Source organism: Capnocytophaga sp. oral taxon 902 (assembly GCF_013394735.1).
Taxonomy (GTDB): Bacteria; Bacteroidota; Bacteroidia; order Flavobacteriales; family Flavobacteriaceae; genus Capnocytophaga; species Capnocytophaga ochracea.
Window position 1 is genome coordinate 716,972 of sequence record NZ_CP058261.1, and the last position, 18,283, is coordinate 735,254.

At 41.0% G+C, this 18,283-nt stretch carries 12 protein-coding genes and 1 pseudogene; 2 read left to right on the plus strand and 11 right to left on the minus strand.

Annotated features, from left to right (window positions below):
• Nucleotides 1-80: 80 nt before the first annotated feature.
• Entirely contained in the window at nucleotides 81-944 is an 864-nt protein-coding gene (locus HW278_RS03050) for an RNA polymerase sigma factor RpoD/SigA (RefSeq protein WP_002673542.1), read from the minus strand.
• 101 nt (nucleotides 945-1,045) lie between these two features.
• Here HW278_RS03050 and HW278_RS03055 point away from each other — a divergent pair, with 101 nt between their 5' ends.
• Entirely contained in the window at nucleotides 1,046-2,041 is a 996-nt protein-coding gene (locus HW278_RS03055; protein WP_178976891.1) for a glycosyltransferase, read from the plus strand.
• A 211-nt stretch (nucleotides 2,042-2,252) separates the two neighbouring features.
• On the opposite strand, the gene rsgA is transcribed toward HW278_RS03055, so the two are convergent.
• The 8 genes and pseudogenes from rsgA to HW278_RS03095 all read right to left on the minus strand — a co-directional run bounded on the left by rsgA (nucleotide 2,253) and on the right by HW278_RS03095 (nucleotide 15,323).
• Nucleotides 2,253-3,191, minus strand: a complete 939-nt coding sequence (gene rsgA, locus HW278_RS03060; RefSeq protein ID WP_009417557.1) for a ribosome small subunit-dependent GTPase A — start codon at nucleotides 3,189-3,191, stop codon at nucleotides 2,253-2,255.
• A gap of 3 nt (nucleotides 3,192-3,194) precedes the next feature.
• Nucleotides 3,195-3,703, minus strand: a pseudogene (locus HW278_RS03065) (CvpA family protein).
• 23 nt (nucleotides 3,704-3,726) lie between these two features.
• Nucleotides 3,727-6,858, minus strand: coding sequence for a reprolysin-like metallopeptidase (locus HW278_RS03070; RefSeq protein ID WP_178976892.1), 3,132 nt, complete (start codon nucleotides 6,856-6,858; stop codon nucleotides 3,727-3,729).
• 50 nt (nucleotides 6,859-6,908) lie between these two features.
• Complete coding sequence (locus HW278_RS03075; protein ID WP_178976893.1) at nucleotides 6,909-9,296, minus strand: reprolysin-like metallopeptidase; 2,388 nt, start codon at nucleotides 9,294-9,296, stop codon at nucleotides 6,909-6,911.
• A 68-nt stretch (nucleotides 9,297-9,364) separates the two neighbouring features.
• A complete protein-coding gene (locus HW278_RS03080; RefSeq protein ID WP_178976894.1) occupies nucleotides 9,365-12,391 on the minus strand; it encodes a reprolysin-like metallopeptidase in 3,027 nt (1,008 codons plus the stop codon).
• A 3-nt stretch (nucleotides 12,392-12,394) separates the two neighbouring features.
• Nucleotides 12,395-13,207 (minus strand): zeta toxin family protein, encoded by an 813-nt coding sequence (locus tag HW278_RS03085; RefSeq protein WP_016479027.1) that lies wholly within the window; start codon nucleotides 13,205-13,207, stop codon nucleotides 12,395-12,397.
• On the minus strand, nucleotides 13,194-13,439 hold the full coding sequence (locus tag HW278_RS03090) for a hypothetical protein (RefSeq protein ID WP_009417563.1): 246 nt from the start codon (nucleotides 13,437-13,439) through the stop codon (nucleotides 13,194-13,196). Before HW278_RS03090 ends, HW278_RS03085 begins: the two co-directional genes overlap by 14 nt.
• 12 nt (nucleotides 13,440-13,451) lie before the next feature.
• Nucleotides 13,452-15,323: a glycoside hydrolase family 13 protein gene (locus HW278_RS03095; protein ID WP_178976895.1), complete on the minus strand. Its 1,872-nt coding sequence runs from the start codon at nucleotides 15,321-15,323 to the stop codon at nucleotides 13,452-13,454.
• 347 nt (nucleotides 15,324-15,670) lie between these two features.
• Here HW278_RS03095 and yaaA point away from each other — a divergent pair, with 347 nt between their 5' ends.
• Complete coding sequence (yaaA, locus tag HW278_RS03100) at nucleotides 15,671-16,429, plus strand: peroxide stress protein YaaA (protein ID WP_178976896.1); 759 nt, start codon at nucleotides 15,671-15,673, stop codon at nucleotides 16,427-16,429.
• Nucleotides 16,430-16,444: 15 nt separating this feature from the next.
• Here yaaA and HW278_RS03105 read toward each other — a convergent pair whose 3' ends face one another.
• Both HW278_RS03105 and HW278_RS03110 read right to left on the minus strand, forming a co-directional pair.
• Entirely contained in the window at nucleotides 16,445-17,269 is an 825-nt protein-coding gene (locus tag HW278_RS03105; protein ID WP_178976897.1) for a hypothetical protein, read from the minus strand.
• A gap of 30 nt (nucleotides 17,270-17,299) precedes the next feature.
• Nucleotides 17,300-18,094, minus strand: coding sequence for a DUF2797 domain-containing protein (locus tag HW278_RS03110; RefSeq protein ID WP_016479024.1), 795 nt, complete (start codon nucleotides 18,092-18,094; stop codon nucleotides 17,300-17,302).
• Nucleotides 18,095-18,283: the final 189 nt, after the last annotated feature.

The following is an 18,283-nucleotide window of genomic DNA, read 5'->3' on the forward strand; positions in this document are numbered from 1 at the left end:
GATAAGAGGTAAGAAAAAAACTTTGCCAAAGTGTGAAACTTTGGCAAAGTGTGTGATATTATTGCTTGTGTGGCTCGCACTTAGCCTAAGTATGTTTTTAGAATTTTACTACGGGAAGTGTGTTTAAGGCGACGTATTGCTTTTTCTTTGATTTGACGTACACGCTCGCGAGTGAGGTCGAAGGTTTCTCCTATTTCTTCGAGGGTCATTGCGTGCTGGTCGGAAAGACCGAAATACAAACGAACTACATCGGCTTCGCGAGGGGTAAGCGTTTCGAGCGCACGCTCTATCTCGGTGCGCAAAGAATCTAATATTAAAGCTTTATCGGGGTTAGGTGACTCGTTACTGCGAATCACGTCGTAAAGGTTGGAGTCTTCTCCTTCTACCAAAGGTGCGTCCATAGAGATATGGCGACCTGCATTCTTCATAGATTCCTTCACATCATTTACTGACATATCAAGTTCGCGCGCAATCTCTTCGGCTGAAGGTACACGTTCATTGGCTTGCTCGAGGTAAGCATACATCTTGTTAATTTTGTTGATAGAACCTATTTTATTCAGCGGTAAGCGCACAATTCGGGATTGTTCGGCTAAGGCTTGGAGAATAGATTGGCGAATCCACCATACGGCGTAGGAAATGAATTTGAATCCACGAGTTTCGTCGAAGCGTTGTGCTGCCTTGATGAGCCCTAAGTTTCCTTCGTTGATAAGGTCGGGCAGGGTAAGCCCTTGGTTTTGATATTGTTTAGCTACTGATACCACGAAGCGCAAATTGGCTTTGGTGAGTTTTTCTAAGGCGGCTACATCGCCTGCTTTAATGCGTTGTGCCAATTCTACCTCTTCATCAGCAGTAATCAAATCTACACGGCCAATCTCTTGCAAATACTTATCAAGAGACGCGGTTTCACGGTTGGTTACCTGTTTGGTAATTTTTAGTTGTCTCATTCAGAAAAAATCCTTAATTTTGTCGATTCTTATACGCATATTATACGTATGGTATTATAGAGATGTTACAAAATCTTTTAATTTTAACATTACTTTAACAGATGAAATATAGTTTTATTATCCCTATATACAATCGCCCTGAGGAACTTGACGAACTGCTAAACAGTCTTGTATCACAAACTTACGAAGGTGCTTTTGAAGTAGTAGTGATAGAGGACGGCTCTACTATTACCTCAGAGCAGATATGTAAAAAATACCAAAACGATTTATCGATTACTTATCTTTCTAAGCCTAATACAGGTCCGGGCGACTCGCGCAATTACGGTATGCAACGCGCTCAACACGATTATTTTCTCATTTTAGATTCCGATTGCATTTTGCCTTCTCATTATTTGGAAGCAGTAGATGACTTCTTGCAAGCCCATTATGTAGATTGTTTTGGGGGCTCGGATACTGCTACCGATGATTTTACCGATATTCAGAAAGCTATTAACTATACGATGACTTCTTTGCTGACTACGGGGGGCATTCGCGGTAGCCAAAAGCGTATTCAGCGGTTTGAACCTCGCAGTTTTAATATGGGTTTATCGCGTAAAGCTTTTGAAGCGACGGGAGGTTTTGGGAAAATACACCCTGGTGAAGACCCTGATTTGGTGATACGCCTTTGGGAAAAGGGTTTTGATTCGGCTTTTATTCCTACCGCTTTTGTGTTTCACAAACGGCGCATTTCGTGGGCGAAATTCCGTACCCAAGTGAGCAAATTTGGACAAACGCGGGCTATCCTTAACCATTGGCATCCGCAAACGCGCAAGCTGACTTTTTGGTTGCCTACTTGCTTTGCCTTGGGACTTTGTGGTGCTATACTGTTAGCCTTTTTTGGACATATCGCTCCCTTGCTTGTATACGCTTCTTATTTTATATTGATAGGGTGGGACAGTGCCCGAGAGAACCGCAGTGTGAAGATAGGATTTTTATCGGTTTGGGCACTTCTGGTACAGTTTTTTAGTTATGGTTGGGGATTTCTCAGAGCAACATTAAAAATAGCTTTCGTTAAGAAACCAATCGAAACTCTTTTCCCGCATTTATTCTTTAAATAACCTCTTTTTTAGTAGTAGGGAGCTTATAGAAAGCTTATAGGAAGCTTATACGAATCTTGGACGATTGGTATAGGATAGCTATATAAAGATTTGATTTTCAAACTGCTATAAAGAGCATTTACACAGAAATAAAACGAAAGAAAACAGACCTCTAATAGGAGGTCTGTTGTTTGTAAGAGGGAGGTGTTTTATTTTAATATTGCTTTTTGCGTTACTCTCCTTCGCCTTCTCGGTATACGCTTTCTTCGCCTTTTAGGATTTGAAGATAGCTTTTGTAGCGAGACCAAGCGATTTCATCGCGATCTAAGGCTGCTTTTACAGCGCATTGGGGTTCATCGGTATGGAGACAGTTATTGAACTTACATTGGTGTTTGAGAGCGAAAAACTCGGGAAAATAGTCGGTGAGTTCTTCTTTTTCGATTTCTACCATACCAAAGCCTTTGATGCCTGGAGTATCGATAATGCGTGCCCCAAAAGGCAAATCGAACATCTCGGCAAAAGTGGTAGTGTGCTGACCTTGCTGATGTTGCTGAGAGATTTCGGCAGTTTTGAGATGTAAATTGGGAGCTATGGCATTGATGAGGGTAGACTTGCCCGCACCAGAATGCCCTGATACCACGCAGGTTTTTCCTTCCATAGTAGCTTTTACCTTATCGATATTTTTGCCCGTAGTAGCCGAAATACCTATACATTCATAACCTGCCTTGCGGTATATTGAAGCGAGGTATTTCACTTCGGAGAGCTCGTCTTCTGTATAAGTATCTACTTTGTTGAAAAGCAATACAGTTTTGATACCATAGGCTTCGGCAGTTACCAAAAAACGGTCGATGAAAGTAGTAGAGGTAGGCGGATTGTTGAGGGTTACTACCAAGAAAGCGAGGTTGATATTGGAAGCGATGATATGAGTTTGCTTAGAGAGGTTTACCGATTTACGAATGATGTAGTTATCGCGTTCTTTTATCTCGGTAATGACGCCTCTGTTGCTCTCTTCCAAACGAAAGAGCACGCGGTCGCCCACGGCTATGGGATTTGTGTTCTTAATGCCTTTTAGGCGGAATTTGCCTTTGATGCGACACTCGTAGAACTGCCCCGTAGCAGCGTCCTTCACTGTGTACCAGCTTCCTGTAGATTTATAGACTAACCCTTCCATTTATTATTCACTTTTCTCTTCTTTTTTCTCTTTCTCGGGAAAAACATTGGCGTATACTACTTGACTGATACTCTTTACGGGTTTGTACAGAAGAGATTCACTCAAAGCGGAGACTGAGAGCCACTTTTCGGTTTGAAAGGTACGCTCTAAAAACAAGAACATCGACCCTGCAATTACAGCCACTTTGAGTAAGCCAAACAAGGCTCCTGCTAAACGGTTCAAAAGACCGAGTTCGGCAATTTTGAGTATCTGGGTAAGGACTTTAGCTAAGAGCATTACCCCCAACATTAATACAATGAGAGTAATACCAAATGCAAAAATCTCCAAGGTTTGCTTTTCGGCAGGTAGAATCTTGTCTAACAACGAGGCTGTAAAGAACGAAAAGTGTATCGCCCCATAGATACCTATCACAATAGCTAATAGCGATGCCATTTCGATGATAACCCTCGCATAAAGCCACGTACAGCTCCGAAAGCCAGAATTACCAGTAATAAAATATCTATCTTATTCATTCATCAATTATATTTTAGTAGTATCATTTTACGTATAAAATTCCTTTTTGGGTTTGTTGTTGTCCTTTAAAATAGTAGGTAACCACATAAAAATAAGTACCTGCTAAGCGTTTACTACCTACCACTCCTTTTACGTTAGGGTAGCCTCTGAAATAGTCACCATTTTGCTGATAGTGGTTATTTTCGTACACTTTTAAGCCCATTTCATCAAAAATAAGTAATGAGATAGGGCGATCTTCATCGGCATTTTCTACCTTGAAATAGTTCTCGGGGTTAGTGGTTGAGACAGCATTATATATTATAAGTGCCGCAGAGGGTGATTTGGACGGGTCGGACGGATTAGGTTGCGGTTGAGGTTGTGGGTTAGGTTGAGGTTGAGGCTGTGGTTGAGGTTGAGGCTGTGGTTGTGGTTGAGGCTGTGGTTGTGGTTGTGGTTGAGGCTGTGGTTGTGGTTGAGGCTGTGGTTGAGGCTGTGGTTGTGGCTGGGGTTGTGGCTGGGGTTGTGGCTGGGGTTGTGGCTGGGGTTGTGGCTGGGGTTGAGGTTGAGGATTTTGAGCGTTAGGGTCAATAGTGATTACTTGTTCATAACGGTTTTCGTTATGAGCACTATCTTCTACAAACCACACGTAGCGTACTATTTTTTTACCGTTTTTAGTTTCATTGCTTTGGCTAGACACTACTTGTAAAGCTCCATCACAATTATCGGTTGCAGTGAGGTTTTCTCTTACAGGTACATCGGCTTCGCTCTTTACTGTCATACTTGGGGGGTAAGACGAGAGCACTGGTTTTTGAGTGTCCCTGAGGAAAATTTGTTGGGTATGGCGGATAGGCAAAGCTCCATCGGCATAGGCTATCCAAGAGCGAGTGAGTTTGTAGGACTTACGGTCGCCTTCTTTAAACTCTTCTTCATAGTCTATGTGAATGTTATCGGCTCCCTCTGCTTTTACTTCAGCTTTGGCAGGAATATCGCCTCGGCATTGTACGTGTTTATCTTCAGGAAGAGGAGCTACAAAACGCAAGGTTTTAGTAGGCGCTTCTTTTTCGTAATAGATAAATTGCTGAGCTGTAGCAGAATAGTTGCATTTATCTTTTGCTACCCATTTGCGCAATAAATAGGTAGTATGGTCTTCTTCTGAAAAAGTTACCTCAGCTTTTTTATTAGCACCACAATAATGAGATTCGGCGGTAACGTTAGGTTTTTCGGGAATAGCATTCTTTTTAACAGTTATCACAGGCTCAGGCAAATTTTTAAAGGTAATGTCAGGGCTGTGCATATCCAAAGTGCCTGGGGTGTCAGTGCTCACAGCATAGGCAATATGGTTGAGTACTTCTATTTTAAAGAGTCCTTCTACAAAAAGATTATTATTTTTCCACCCTTTAGCTTGTGTAGGAAAAATGACCGTAGCTTGTCCGTTGTTAGGTATTCCATCAGCTAATACATATTTGTAGGTCTTTCCATAATCGTCTGAAAAGAGGATACGCACTTTGCTATCGTTGCCAAAAATATTTTTATCTACACTCCAATTAATGGTAACTTCTTTACCGCGTTTGTATTTTCCCGCACTACTTTTGCTTACAGAAGTAATCTTGAAAGGCGTTCCTCCTACTATATTCACTTTGGTTTCATAGACATCATAGAGCGCTACGTGAGGTTTTCCGTTTTTGTAAGCTCCTATTTTACCATCGGATACGCCCAACCAAAAGGTAAAAACTCCAGTTTCATTTTCTTTGGTAAACTTATAAGGAACAGCTTCCCATTCATTAGTGTTATTATTTTTTCTATAGGGTTGATAAAACTCTATATGATTGCTTTCGGTAGGGCGATTAGAAGGGAAACGCGCTTTGCCAAATTGATTAAAATCGGCTTGGTGTGCCATATAGAGAAGGGGGTCGCCATCGGGGTCGGTTGCTTCTATATTGAATTGAAAGTAAGTGTTAGGGGGGAGTTTGTATTCCTTCTTTAATGTAGAACGCTGGATTACAGGGGCACGGTTAGTAGAAACTTCACCGTAAGGGATATTGTCCTGTGGCAAACCTACTAACTGAGTACGGGCTTTATCGCTATAATAAGCATCGTGCAAATTGGTACGGTTGCGGATGGTGTATATAGACGGAAGAGAGAAATAAGTGCCGTTAGGGTCATTAATATAGCTCATAATAGAGTTCCCTCTATCGGGTTCGGTGAAGGAAGATGCGGTTGTCCCTCCTAAGGTAAAAGTGTGTGCGGAGCCTAATAAGTGTCCTAATTCGTGAAGGATGATATAAAACTCGTGATTGGCGATACAGCCTCCTTTTAGTTTCCCTGTAATTTCACCCAAATGCGCCAATCCGCGATTGTCACGATATATAGAAAAGACAATACCTGCATCGTAATTCTTTTCGCCTATAAGGTTATTGAAATCTGAAGTCGCTCTATTCACTACCTCTCTCACCACAGGGTAATCGTATACTTCTTTGTCTTTGGTAGTGATGATAAGACGAGGGTCGTTCACCAAAGCAAATTGACAGCCAATCTCTCTACCGCATACCTCGTTAAGCCCAGCCTCTACTTTTGTCATAAATTCTTTTACCTTATTCATATCACCATAACAACGTTCTTTGTAGAAACTGTAATCGATGAGCATAGCCAAACGATAGGTTCTGAGTACATTGGTATTGTAAAGCACTTTTTTGTCGTCAGACGGAAGTGGCTCTTCGTGCAGTATGGCACCACGTGCAGTCATCGCATTAGCAGGCGCGAGTTGCATAGGTAGTCTTTGGGAAGTGGGCGTTATTGCTTGAGAGCATTGTCCATCGGCGCAAGTACCACAAGTGAAGTGTTCTTTATCGGTAGTAACTTTGAGTATTCCGTTTTCAGTGTTGATGAAATAAGAATGACCGTTGTGCCATACTTCACCTGATAAGGTAGTTTTATTCATTGAGAGCGTTCCTGCAAAATTGCCATTGTGATAGGCTACAAAAGTGCGGAAGCCTTCTTGGGCAAGGCTGTTAGGGCGTGCTTGCCAGTTGAGCGATATAGATTTTCCTTCGACAGGAACATTCCATTGTACTGAGGTGTTTGTACCAAAAAGGCGTATGACCTCAGTAGCTTTTTGTTGTGCATTTATGGTTCCTGCTACGAAGAACCAGAGTAGTAAAAGTCGTGATATTTTCATTTTTTGTTAGTTATTAGTCGTTAGTATTAGTTAACAGGTAAGAATTGTGATTATCTTACATATAGGAATCCTTTCTTTTCTTCTAAGTTACCATCTTTATAATAAATAACTATATAGAAATAAGTACCTGCAAGAGGTTTGTTACTTATAGTTTTTAGATTAGAGTAGCCCCTAAACACTTCACCGTTTTTGCCGTAATAATTGTTCTCGTATACTTTGAGTCCCATTTCATCGAAGATGAGCACCGAGATAGGGCGATCTTCGTCAGCATTTTCTATTTTAAAATAGTTCTCGGGGTTAGTGGTTGAGACAGCATTGTATATGATTGCTGTTGCATTAGGTAATGTTGATGAGTCAGAAGAGTCTGACGGACTGGGTTGAGGTTGTGGGGCTGGTTTGGGTTGAGGTTGCGGGCTAGGCTGTGGTTGGGGGTTAGGTTGAGGTTGGGGGTTGGGCTGAGGTTGAGGGTTAGGTCGTGGGTTGGGCTGAGGTTCTGGTTCTGGCGTAGTTTCAGGTTTTGTAGGGTCTTTTTGTATCATAAAACCTCCTACGTGATAAGGCCTTGTACAAGACAATGCATAAGCCAAACCATCAATCACTTCTATCTTGATGATGCCTTGTCCTCTTTGTTTGCCAAAATGTCCGCGAGTAGTACCTACGGATATATTGGGAAGCTCTACTTGGCAAGTGCCATTATTAGCTACTTCTTTTTTCAATACATACTTATAGGTTTTACCAGAGTCGGTTGAAAGAAGGATACGCACCTTGCTATCTTTGGTAAAAATAGCCTCGTCTACCTGCCAATGAAGCAAAATTGTCTGACCTCCTTTGTAGGTTTTGTTCTGCTCCCAACTACCATTGTCGAAATTTTGTATTTCAAAAGGTTTACCTTTGAGTATTTTCACTTGTACCTCTTCTACATCGTATTTCACTACGTGGTTACTATCGCTTTTGTTATGATCGGCGGCTGCTAACCAAAAAGTAAAAGTACCTTCTTTGTAAGAATCGGCAGCTCCTATGGGTACAAAGGTATTGCGTTCACTTTCGAACCAAGTAGTTTCAAAGCGTATATTTCTTTCAGCTCTTCCCTTATAGGTTATAAAGCGAGCGTTGGATTTGGTAGAGTGAAAACGCCTATCAGCGGGGTGAGCTATATAAGTAAGCGCATCGCCTTCGGGGTCGGTAGCGTTGAGATAAAATTGAAAATAAGTTTCTTCGGGTATGGTATAAGTTTTCTTTAAATGCGTTCTATCGAGCACTGGGGGGCGGTTGTTGCTCTTTACTCCATAGACAAGGTTAGAGCCTGTGCCCTCTACGCGTTTACCTGCCTCTTGGGTACGTGCTTCATCGGCGTAATAAGCCATAGAGTTACCCAAGAATTTGCGTATTTCTTGCAGACTTATAAGCGAAAAGAAGTCTCGTGGGTGCTCGTGACCGTAACTCATAATCGATTGACCCGAGCCAGTTTCAGTTTTGCTAGAATACTGTCCTCCGTTAGAGAATGTATGGTCTGCACCAAACATATGTCCTATTTCGTGGGCAATGGTAGAAGGCTTTATGGGGCGTGCTGCCGCATTGGCTTTTTGGTGTTGTTCATAAGCCGCATAAACCGCTGCCAAGCCATTGTAGTTTTCGCGATAATCGGTGATAATCACCGCTATATCGTATTTGTTTTTATCGTAACGTTTGTTGAGAGTGATAGTACCGTCATTCACCACATCATTAGCAGGAGTGCCTCGGCGGAACATTTCTTTTTCGGGGGTAGTGATGATAAGCGCTTCATCGTCTACTAAGGTGAAATCTACACCTACATCATTCCGATATAACTCATTCAAAAAGGTAATAGTAGCATACCAAAACGTTCTGATTTTATGTACATCTCTATTGAAACGCTTAGAGTTGTAATAACTATAATCTACTGGTATTGCCAAGCGGTAATGCCTAAACACACCATCGGTGTGAATGAGTGATTTAGGATAAAGTGAATTGTAAATTTCGGGTTGCTCGATAGGAGGGTCATTCTTATCTTCATCGCTTTCGGGAAAGAAATTGCGGGCACTGAGTGCTTGTTTTCCCAAAGAACTCGCACCACAATCGTGCTCGTCGGTTACTGCCTCAACAGTAAGCATTCCTTGGGAGGAAGTACCCAACACATAGGAGTTTCCTCTGTAAAACACTTCACCGCTTAACTGCTGTTTGTCAAAGCTGATGACGCCCACAAAATGGTCTTGGTAGTAACCTACAAACGAGCGAAATTCCTTAGAAGTAGTTCGCGCTTGCCATTGTACGAGCATAGAAGGTGAGTTAGGAATAGGGGGTGCCCATTCTACAGAAGGCTTTTCAGCAAAAATAGCTATAACACTTTGGACATTAGTTTGTGCATTGGCTACTTCTATGCTTAGGCATAGCCAAAGTAAGTAGTGTAATATATGTTTCATTAGTTTGGTTTTAAAAAACGGCGCAAAGGTACAAAACAATTAACAAATAGCAAGTAAAATTTAACAAGTTATCTTACATATAGGAATCCCTTTTTTGTTTCTTGCTGTCCTTTGAAATAGTAGGTAACCACATAGAAATAAGTACCTGCTAAGCGTTTGCTACCTATCACTCCTCTTACATTAGGATAGCCTCTAAAATATTCACCTTTTTGTTGATAATGGTTACTTTCATATACTTTCAAGCCCATTTCATCAAAAATAAGTAAGGTAATAGGTCGGTTTTCATCTGTATTTTCTATTCTGAAATAGTTATCAGAGCCTTTTTCAGTAGAAACGGCATTGTAAATCACTACTTCTTTAACAGAAGGTACTATTGGCGGTGTAGGTGGTTGTGGTATTACTGGGGTAATGATAATGGTTTGCGTATACACTCTTTCGTTGCCACACACATCACGCACTACCCACTTATAAACGACTTTAGAGAGCTTTCCGTTAGTGAGGGTTTCTTCTTTTGGAGACATTGTAACGGTAGGTTGTCCTGCACAAGTATCTTCTGCTGAAATACTCTGTTGTTGAGGGACAGGTGTTCCTTCTTTAATCGTGAGGTCTTGAGGTAAAGTCCCTACAAAAGTAGGTGGGGTGGTATCGGCTACGGTAATACGCTGGGTATGGGTAAGAGTTGTGCAACCATCAGAAGCGGTAAAAGTACGCTCTAACGTGAAGTTATTAAGGCATCGCTTGTTGAGTTCTTTATCGGCGCGAGTAATCACTACCTTAGCACAGCCTCCTTGTGTTGTAGGGGTTCGCACAGCTGGAATAGCTTTGGCACAATCAACGGTTATATTGTTAGGAAGTGTTGCCCAAGTGAGAGGTATAGGAGTTGTTTTAGGCACAATGGTAATAATTTGCTGGTGGGTAGTAACATTGCCACAAGCATCTTTAGCTTCCCACATATAGATAAGCTGAGAGACCTTTCCACTAGTTTTTACTTCTTTATGAGAAGGCGTAACAGTAGCGGTGCCACAATTATCAATAGCGGTGAGTGTTACTTGGGTAGGGATTGTTTCGCCTTCTTTAATACTCATATTTTGGGGTAAAGCCTCTACAAAAGTAGGGCGAGTTTTATCTATTACGTTAATAGTTTGAGTATAAGTAAGCGTTTGGTTACAAGTGTCGGTAGCTATAAAAATGCGTTTGATAGTATAAGTATAGTCACAATTACCTTTGATGCGTTCTTCTTTTTGAAGAGTAACAGCAGGATTACAACCACCTGTAACAGTAGGAAGTGTTACTGCTGGAATAGATTGCTCACACGAAAGGGTAAGATGATTAGGGAGTGATGCCCAAAGGAGAGGTTCGGGAAGGGCGGGGTTCTTTTCGATAGTAAAACCACCGCTTTTAGGGTTGTAGTTAGTAAGATCAAAGGCTAAACCATCGATTACTTCTACTTTTAAGACGGCTTGGGTAGTGCTGATATTAGGCAAGGTAATTTCTTTACTGCCGTTGTTATCAGCTTCTGCTACTACCATATGTTTAAACGTCTTACCTAAATCATCTGAGAGCAGGATACGCACTTTGGTGTCTTTGAAAATAGTATTATCTACGTTCCAACTAAGGGTGAGTTGAGCACCTCCTTTGTATTCGCTTTTTAGGGTATTCGTAATTTTGAAGGGGGTACCGTCTTTTACCGTTACTTTGGTTTCAGCCAAATCGTATTGTACTATATAGTCGGCTGACGGTTGGAGTGAGGCATCGCTCACTCCCAACCAAAAGGTAAAAGTACCCGTAGTTTGTTGTGCCAAGCCACTATTGGCTATTACACTACCTGAGTCTTTGTGATACTCTGTTTTAATAGTTACAGGGTTAGCAGGAGTAGGTTTGTAGATAATGTATTGCGTTATAGGGGTTTCATCTCCATTGCGTACATCGTGTTGGTTTACGGAGTATAGCAGTTCTGCACTATCGGGGTCGATAGCAGGGATATAGAATTGAAAGAAAGTACCCTTGGGAATCGTATAATGACTTTTAATCTTGCTGTGGTCTATGCGAGGAGCTTGAGTAGTGAAAGTCTTGTCGTGAGCTTTCACGGGTACTCTTGTCAATAGTTCCCGTATGCGCTGAATGCTCGACAGCGAGAAAAAGTCACGCGGACTGCCATAGCTCATCACCGAAGTACCTCTGTCATACTCTGTCTTTTCACTATCGTAGGCTTCTGAGCCCTTATAGCTACCAAAAGTGTGTTTACCACCGAATAAGTGTCCTATCTCGTGAGCTATGACTTCTTTGGTAAGTACTGCTACGGCATCAGCTTTGGTATTAGCCTGATAAACACCTTTAAGATAAGCCAATCCTCTTACTCCTTTTTTTAAGGAAGCGGTATATGCAAGAGAGATACCCACGTCATAACTATTTTCTCCTATAAGTTCGTTGATAATCCTTGTTGAATTATTCTTAACGTAATCGGCATTGCGAAAGCTTGCAAAAGTCTCTTTGCTTTCGTCTTTGATGATGAGACGCTCATCGTTTACCAATTCAAAACGCACTCCCAAGTCGCGTAGGTACACTTCATTTAGGAAGTTTTCAGTATCTGCCCAAAACGTTTTTACTTTTTGTATGTTTTTCTCTAAGTGTCCTGTACTAAACGTACTATAAGGGATATGCATCGCCAAACGGTATACCCTTAGTGTTTGTGTGTTGGCAATGGTAGGAGTGGTTTCTTCGGCTAATATCGCAGGACGTGCTGTCGAACGGCTTGGGTGCGAATGAGGCGTATCGGTAGTGCCACATCGGAAATCTTTATTAGGCGAAAAGACCAATTGTCCTTTTTGCACGTTTATCTCATACGATTTATTTCGGTAGTGAAAACTCCCCGACACGCTCTGTCCTCCTACCGAAAGGGTCGCTACAAAATTGTCTTGGTAGTAACCCACAAAAGAGCGAATACCCTCTGAGGCAAGAGAGGTTTTGCGCTCCTGCCACTCAATGGCAATACTCTGTTGTGCCGATACTGCTTTTAGCCATTTATCCGCCTCGCTCTGTGCTTTCCCAAAGAACACACACCCTATTAGTAATCCTATTGTAATGATGTTCTTCATCCTTTAGTCTTTTAACTGCTCTATAAGTGCTTCTACTATAGCTTTTATAGGTGGGGACATTCGCGGTATAACAGAGTAAGCTCGTGCTATCAGTTGCAAACGAAGTGTCTTATCCTGAAATTGTTGTCTCCTTGCTTTTATAACTTCTGTAGAAGGCAAAATATTTATATCCCATTGCTGTTCCCTCAATGAGAAAGTTTCTAAATGTTTTTCAGCTTGATAATTGTAAAGATGTATTTTATCTACTGCTTTTTCGTTGTACAAACGGTCTAATGAGTGAAGTAAGCCTTCTACTGCTCTGTCGTGGGAATTTTTATCTGACAATCGTCCATATCCTTGAAAATCTTTTTCTTCTTGATAGCGCAAATAAAAACCTAATTCAGTAAAGAGTGCAGGAGCTGCAATCGCAAAAGCTTCTACATTAAAACCGTTTTCTCTAAAAGACAATGCCGTACGCAAAGGTACTTCAGGATTTCGCATAGTACCCTCTACAATGATATTGTATTTATGGATAATAGCCTCTTGTATGAGTGCTTCTGTAAAAAAGTTAGAGAATATTTGCGTCTCTGTTGAGTATCTCTCAGGATATTTTATAAGCTCATTAGCCTTAGGATGAAACTCTCTGTAAATATCTCCATTTACAAAAAGGAAATCTTTGTCAGGAAATTGTCTTAGGATAGCTTTTGCTAGCCCACTCTTTCCTGATGCAGGCTGTCCTCCTAATATAAAGGCAATAGGATTCTCTTGAGATTTTAAACCTGATAAAAGGTCTGTTTTCTCTCTTTCAAAAATATCCTCAACTTTATAGTACTCCATTCATTTGTTTTATTAGCGGACTATAATAATGTACTACTTTATCCATAACAGAAAGCCTTGCCATATCATCAGTACCATATAGCATTTTTTCTTCCTTTAAATACATTTTAATTTTTTGGTCTAACGCATCCTTCTCTACCAAATTAGTTAAAGTGGATTTTTCCTTAATAGCCCTTACTTTTAATGAGCCTACAATCTGTAAGGCTGTATCTAAACTAATAGGTTCTTTCATCATATACCTTTGTTATTTTAATTCAATGAGCATAGCGGTTTTAGCAGATATTTCTAAAGTGTCACCGCTCAGAGAGACCTCTTTCCCCGAGATGATATCTCTCCCCCTCAAAAATCCCGCCAAACTCTCGGCAAAGCGGTTTAGGTGGAGCGTTTGGCTCTTTTCGTTGTTGTTGAGCACTACCATTACGGTCTCGGTATCGTTGTAACGGAAATAGACATACACTTCATTTTCAGGCAAGTATTGTTTGGTCTTCCCGTAGTGAATTACGGCTTTGTCCTTACGCCAATTGAAGAGTTTAGCCGTAAAATCGTAATACTCTTTCTGAGTAGCCGTACGCCCCGAAGCGCTAAAAGCGTTCTGCGCATCGCCTGCCCAGCCACCAGGGAAATCTTGTCGTATATCGCCATCGCCCTTACTCTTGTCGCCTGTCATTGCTATCTCACTACCGTAGTACAATTGCGGAATACCACGCGCCGTTGCCAACAATGTGATAATCATCTTATAATCCTCTATCTTAGGATATACGTGATTGATACGTGCCGTATCGTGATTTTCTGCAAAGATGAGCAGATTGTTGATGTCTTTATACAGAAAGTCGTTCGCAAAGTTGTCGTAGAGTTGCATCATACCTTTGTCCCACGAAGGTGTGGTACGGAAAGCCTCACCTATTGCACCGAAGAGCGGGAAGTCCATTACCGTAGGCAAGTAAGTGTTATAGCTTTGTATCGCACTAATAGGGCTATCCTTTTGCCAATACGACACTTGTGCGCTTTCAGTAAGCCATACCTCGCCCATAATGTTGAAATAAGGATATTCATCAGTAATAGCTTTCGTCCATTGGGCAATGCCTGCTTTGTCGTTATACGGATAAGTATCCACACGCAAACCGTCGAGGTCGGCGTATTCTATCCACCAAATCGCGTTCTGGGTGAGGTAGTTTAGTACCAATGGGTTCGCTTGATTGAGGTCAGACAAAGAGCGTGCAAACCAACCTTTTTCGCAGTACTTTTTGTCCCATTCCGAGGCATTGCTGTCCATCTGAGTAGTTATCCTAAAAGAGCTCTGTCCATAACCAGGAAATTGGTGTAACCAGTCGTAGCAAGGCAGGTCTTTCAGCATCCAATGCTGACTGCCCCAGTGGTTGGTTACATAATCTTTGATGAGCTTCATACCGCGCTTGTGCAAAGCCGCTGAGAGCTGTCGGTACTCTTCATTAGTACCATAACGCGGGTCTATTTTGTACACATCGGTTTGGGCATAAGTGTGATAAGAATGTTGTGGTTCGTTGTCCTCACATAAGGGCGTACTCCATATAGCCGTAGCACCTAAGGATTGTATATAATCCAAATGGTCGATAATCCCCTGAATGTCCCCCCCGTGACGACCGAAAGAATCTGAGCGGTTGAGCTTATCAGTAAGTGCGGGGTGCGAATCGTTGTCGGGTTTACCATTAGCAAAGCGGTCGGGCATAATCAGGTAAACCACATCGCTGCTGTCGAAACTCTTGCGGTAAGCCGAGCCCTCACGACGCGCTTTTAATTCGTAGCGAACGCTGCCCACTTTCTTTTTCTTTTGCAATAGCGAAATGGTATAGTTGCCCGCTTTTTTATCTTTGGTATCGACGGTTACAAACAGATAGTTAGGGTTCTCTGTTTTCAGTATGTTTACAATAGGCAAATCGCTCTCCACATTGTACTGAGCGATATTTTTGCCATAGAGCAATACCTGCACTTGGCTGTAGTGCATTCCTTCCCACCAAAAAGGCGGTTCTACACGCTGAATCTGAGCGTGAGTCATTCCAAAAGTAAATAGTCCCATAAGGGTAATAATGTATTTCATAGTGCAAGTTACACGGATGTTTATTCGCGCAAAGATAAGCATTTCTTTTTAAATAACAATGAAAGATAGTAGTTAATTATTTTAGCTCGGGCAAGTTCGACCCACAGAACGAGAGATACAGTTGATTGCAACAACATTGTAAGTTCTATTAGTATTCTATTAATCTTTAATTAGTCTTCATTGTAGAGCCACTGTAGAGCCACTGTAGACCCACTGTAGAGCCACTGTAGAGCCACTGTAGAGCCACTGTAGAGCCACTGAAGACCCACTATAAAACCATTATAGTTCCGTTTAAAGTCTATCTAATGCCTCACTCCTACTCAATTGTCAATTATCAATTGCGAATTGTCAATTGTTTTGTAACTTTGCCCCGTTAATTATATATCACTATGAAAATCGTTATCTCTCCTGCCAAAACCATTAACGAAATATCAGCCCTACCTACTACCGTACACTCTTCGGCTATTTTCCCAAAGGAAATTGGCGAGGTAAGCACTGCCCTTAAAGCACTCTCTCCAAAGCAACTTATAAACCTGATGCATATCTCCCAAAAGCTCGCCGACCTAAATTGGCAACGACACCAACAGCTCTCATTGCCCTTTACCCCACAAAATGCGCGTCCGGCGCTCTTTGCTTACAATGGCGATGTGTATGAGGGACTCGATGCCTATTCACTCTCTGAAACGCAAATTGACAAGTTACAAAGGTCTTTGCGTATTCTCTCCGGGTTGTACGGACTGCTTAAACCCTTAGACCTTATCGCGCCTTATCGGTTGGAAATGAGCATCAAACTACCCGTAGGGAAGGCTACAAATCTATATGCTTTTTGGAAAGACAAAATCACTCAGGCATTGAACGACGAATTGCAAGAAGGAGAATTGTTTATCAATCTTGCCAGTGAAGAATATTTTAAAGCAATTGATACCACAAAGCTAAAAGTGCCCGTGATTACACCTATCTTCAAGGATTATAAAGGAGATACGCTAAAAGTCGTTAGTTTTTATGCGAAGAAAGCGCGGGGTCGTATGGTACGCTTTTTAGCAGAAAACGAGATTCGCTCAGTAGAAGATTTGAAAGGGTTTAACACTGATGGATATGCGTTCTCAGAACAGTTTTCTAAAGGAAATGAGTTAGTTTTCATAAGATAAGAAATAAGAGGTAATTTACCAATAAGTAATCTTTCTTTCGATGATATTTACCTCTTTCCCATCATAATAGACGGTTTTTTGTACCCAATTACCTTGTTCATCTAATTTGTACTTAAAAGTATATGTTTTTGGGGGTTGGTATTCTTCTTGTTTCACAGTAAATGTTTCAGGAAAATCTCCATTACCATACGTATAATTTAACTCAAAACCTTCAATTCCTTTCTTGTTGATTGTCAAAATATGGCGTTTTAAGAATCCTTCAGATGTATATTCATACTCTTGAAAGTAGTAGGCTACTCTATTAAAGATTTTGTTACCTTTTTTATCGTATTGATAGGTAGAAGTACTTCTTTCCTTACCCTCATCATCATAGTAAGTACAATAGGTCGGTTGGTTATCTTTATTCAGAGTGCAAGTGCTCAAAAGGCGTTTTTCTTTTATTTCTCCGTTATATATATATTCTTGTCGAGTTTTATTTTTATCGTCATAGACAAAAGTATATTCGTATCTTAAAAAATCCCCTCTTTTGTATTCCTTTATATTGATAGGTCTATCCTTATCATCATAAGTAATTTTAGTAGTATGTTTAATAAAATCATTTATAGTATATTCAGTAATAAAGCCTTTGTTATTTACTGAAATATCCATTGCTTTTTCTTGTTCAAATATTGGAGTAGTTATCCATTTTGTTTGCTTTTCTGTACTCTCAAATACCGCATAAATTTGGATATTGACTGTTTTTACCTTTCCTTTTAAGAAAAGTTCTTTTAAGGTAGGAATTTCCTGAGAGTTGCCTATTTGTATAATAAAGAGTGATATGTAAAGAATAAAGTGTTTCATTGTTAATCGTTAATTGTTAATTGTCAATTGTCAATTGTTAATTGTCAATTGAATCACCAGTCCTTCGTTACCTCGCACATTAAAGACGGTGTTGTCGCTAAAAATAAGATATTGTCCTTTGATGCCCATTAGTTTACCACTATAAGTAGGGGTTTGCACCAGTTGCAGAGAGCGCACTTGAGTAGGGTATTTTTCTACGGGAAAATGAATGTGCAAAGGGGTGATATCTTCGGTGATGTAAGGTTGTACTTGGTCGGGGACAAAGTCGCGCACCTCTAATTTTACTCGCAATAAATCTACGGGAGTTATTTGGTTGGTGAGCATTTTGCGCCAATTAGTTTTATCGGCTATATGAGCTTTAAGAGCGACTTCGGCAATGCCTGCCAAATAGCGATTGGGTACTTCGGCAAGTATAAGGGCTTCGTGCGCCCCTTGGTCGATCCAGCGTGTTGGAGCTTGTGATTTGCGTGTTACCCCCACTTTTACGTCGCTGGAATTGGCAAGATACACATAATGTGGTTGCAACTGCATTTGTTGCTCATAGCCTAAATCGCGCTCTTCGATGTTTAAATGCGCTTTGCTAAGTTCAGGGTGCATCACCCAATCGGCGGTTTGAGGGACTTCAAAAAAGCACTCTTTGCAATAACCCTGACGGAAAATAGGCTTATTTTCGCCACAATTCATACACTGAAAGCGCACAAATTGGAGTGTTATATCCTTTCCGATGAGTTGGTTCATCAGCACAAAATCGCCTTCCATTGGCAAATAATATCGTATGGGGTCTGCCCATTCGGTAAGCATTTTCTGAAGTACTCCTTGAAACATAGTTTTAACAGTGAAATGAGGGGACAAAGATACAAAAAAAGTCGTAACACAACAAGCAAAACGATTAGCAAATAGAGCAAACACACGAAATTAAGAGTTAATGTCCGTTCAATATATAACTCTGATTTACAGTTTCTTTTTACAGTATACTTCTGTGAAATCTGTGCGAGACTTTTTGTAGCGAAGCTA

Excerpts from the sequence above, each read along its gene's own strand:
- rsgA (WP_009417557.1), bottom strand. The coding sequence starts at position 3,191 with ATGGAAGGGTTAGTCTATAAATCTACAGGAAGCTGGTACACAGTGAAG.
- HW278_RS03050 (WP_002673542.1), bottom strand. The coding sequence starts at position 944 with ATGAGACAACTAAAAATTACCAAACAGGTAACCAACCGTGAAACCGCG.
- HW278_RS03095 (WP_178976895.1), bottom strand. The coding sequence starts at position 15,323 with ATGCTTATCTTTGCGCGAATAAACATCCGTGTAACTTGCACTATGAAA.
- HW278_RS03070 (WP_178976892.1), bottom strand. The coding sequence starts at position 6,858 with ATGAAAATATCACGACTTTTACTACTCTGGTTCTTCGTAGCAGGAACC.
- HW278_RS03075 (WP_178976893.1), bottom strand. The coding sequence starts at position 9,296 with ATGAAACATATATTACACTACTTACTTTGGCTATGCCTAAGCATAGAA.
- HW278_RS03105 (WP_178976897.1), bottom strand. The coding sequence starts at position 17,269 with ATGAAACACTTTATTCTTTACATATCACTCTTTATTATACAAATAGGC.
- yaaA (WP_178976896.1), top strand. The coding sequence starts at position 15,671 with ATGAAAATCGTTATCTCTCCTGCCAAAACCATTAACGAAATATCAGCC.
- HW278_RS03110 (WP_016479024.1), bottom strand. The coding sequence starts at position 18,094 with ATGTTTCAAGGAGTACTTCAGAAAATGCTTACCGAATGGGCAGACCCC.
- HW278_RS03080 (WP_178976894.1), bottom strand. The coding sequence starts at position 12,391 with ATGAAGAACATCATTACAATAGGATTACTAATAGGGTGTGTGTTCTTT.
- HW278_RS03055 (WP_178976891.1), top strand. The coding sequence starts at position 1,046 with ATGAAATATAGTTTTATTATCCCTATATACAATCGCCCTGAGGAACTT.
- HW278_RS03085 (WP_016479027.1), bottom strand. The coding sequence starts at position 13,207 with ATGGAGTACTATAAAGTTGAGGATATTTTTGAAAGAGAGAAAACAGAC.
- HW278_RS03090 (WP_009417563.1), bottom strand. The coding sequence starts at position 13,439 with ATGAAAGAACCTATTAGTTTAGATACAGCCTTACAGATTGTAGGCTCA.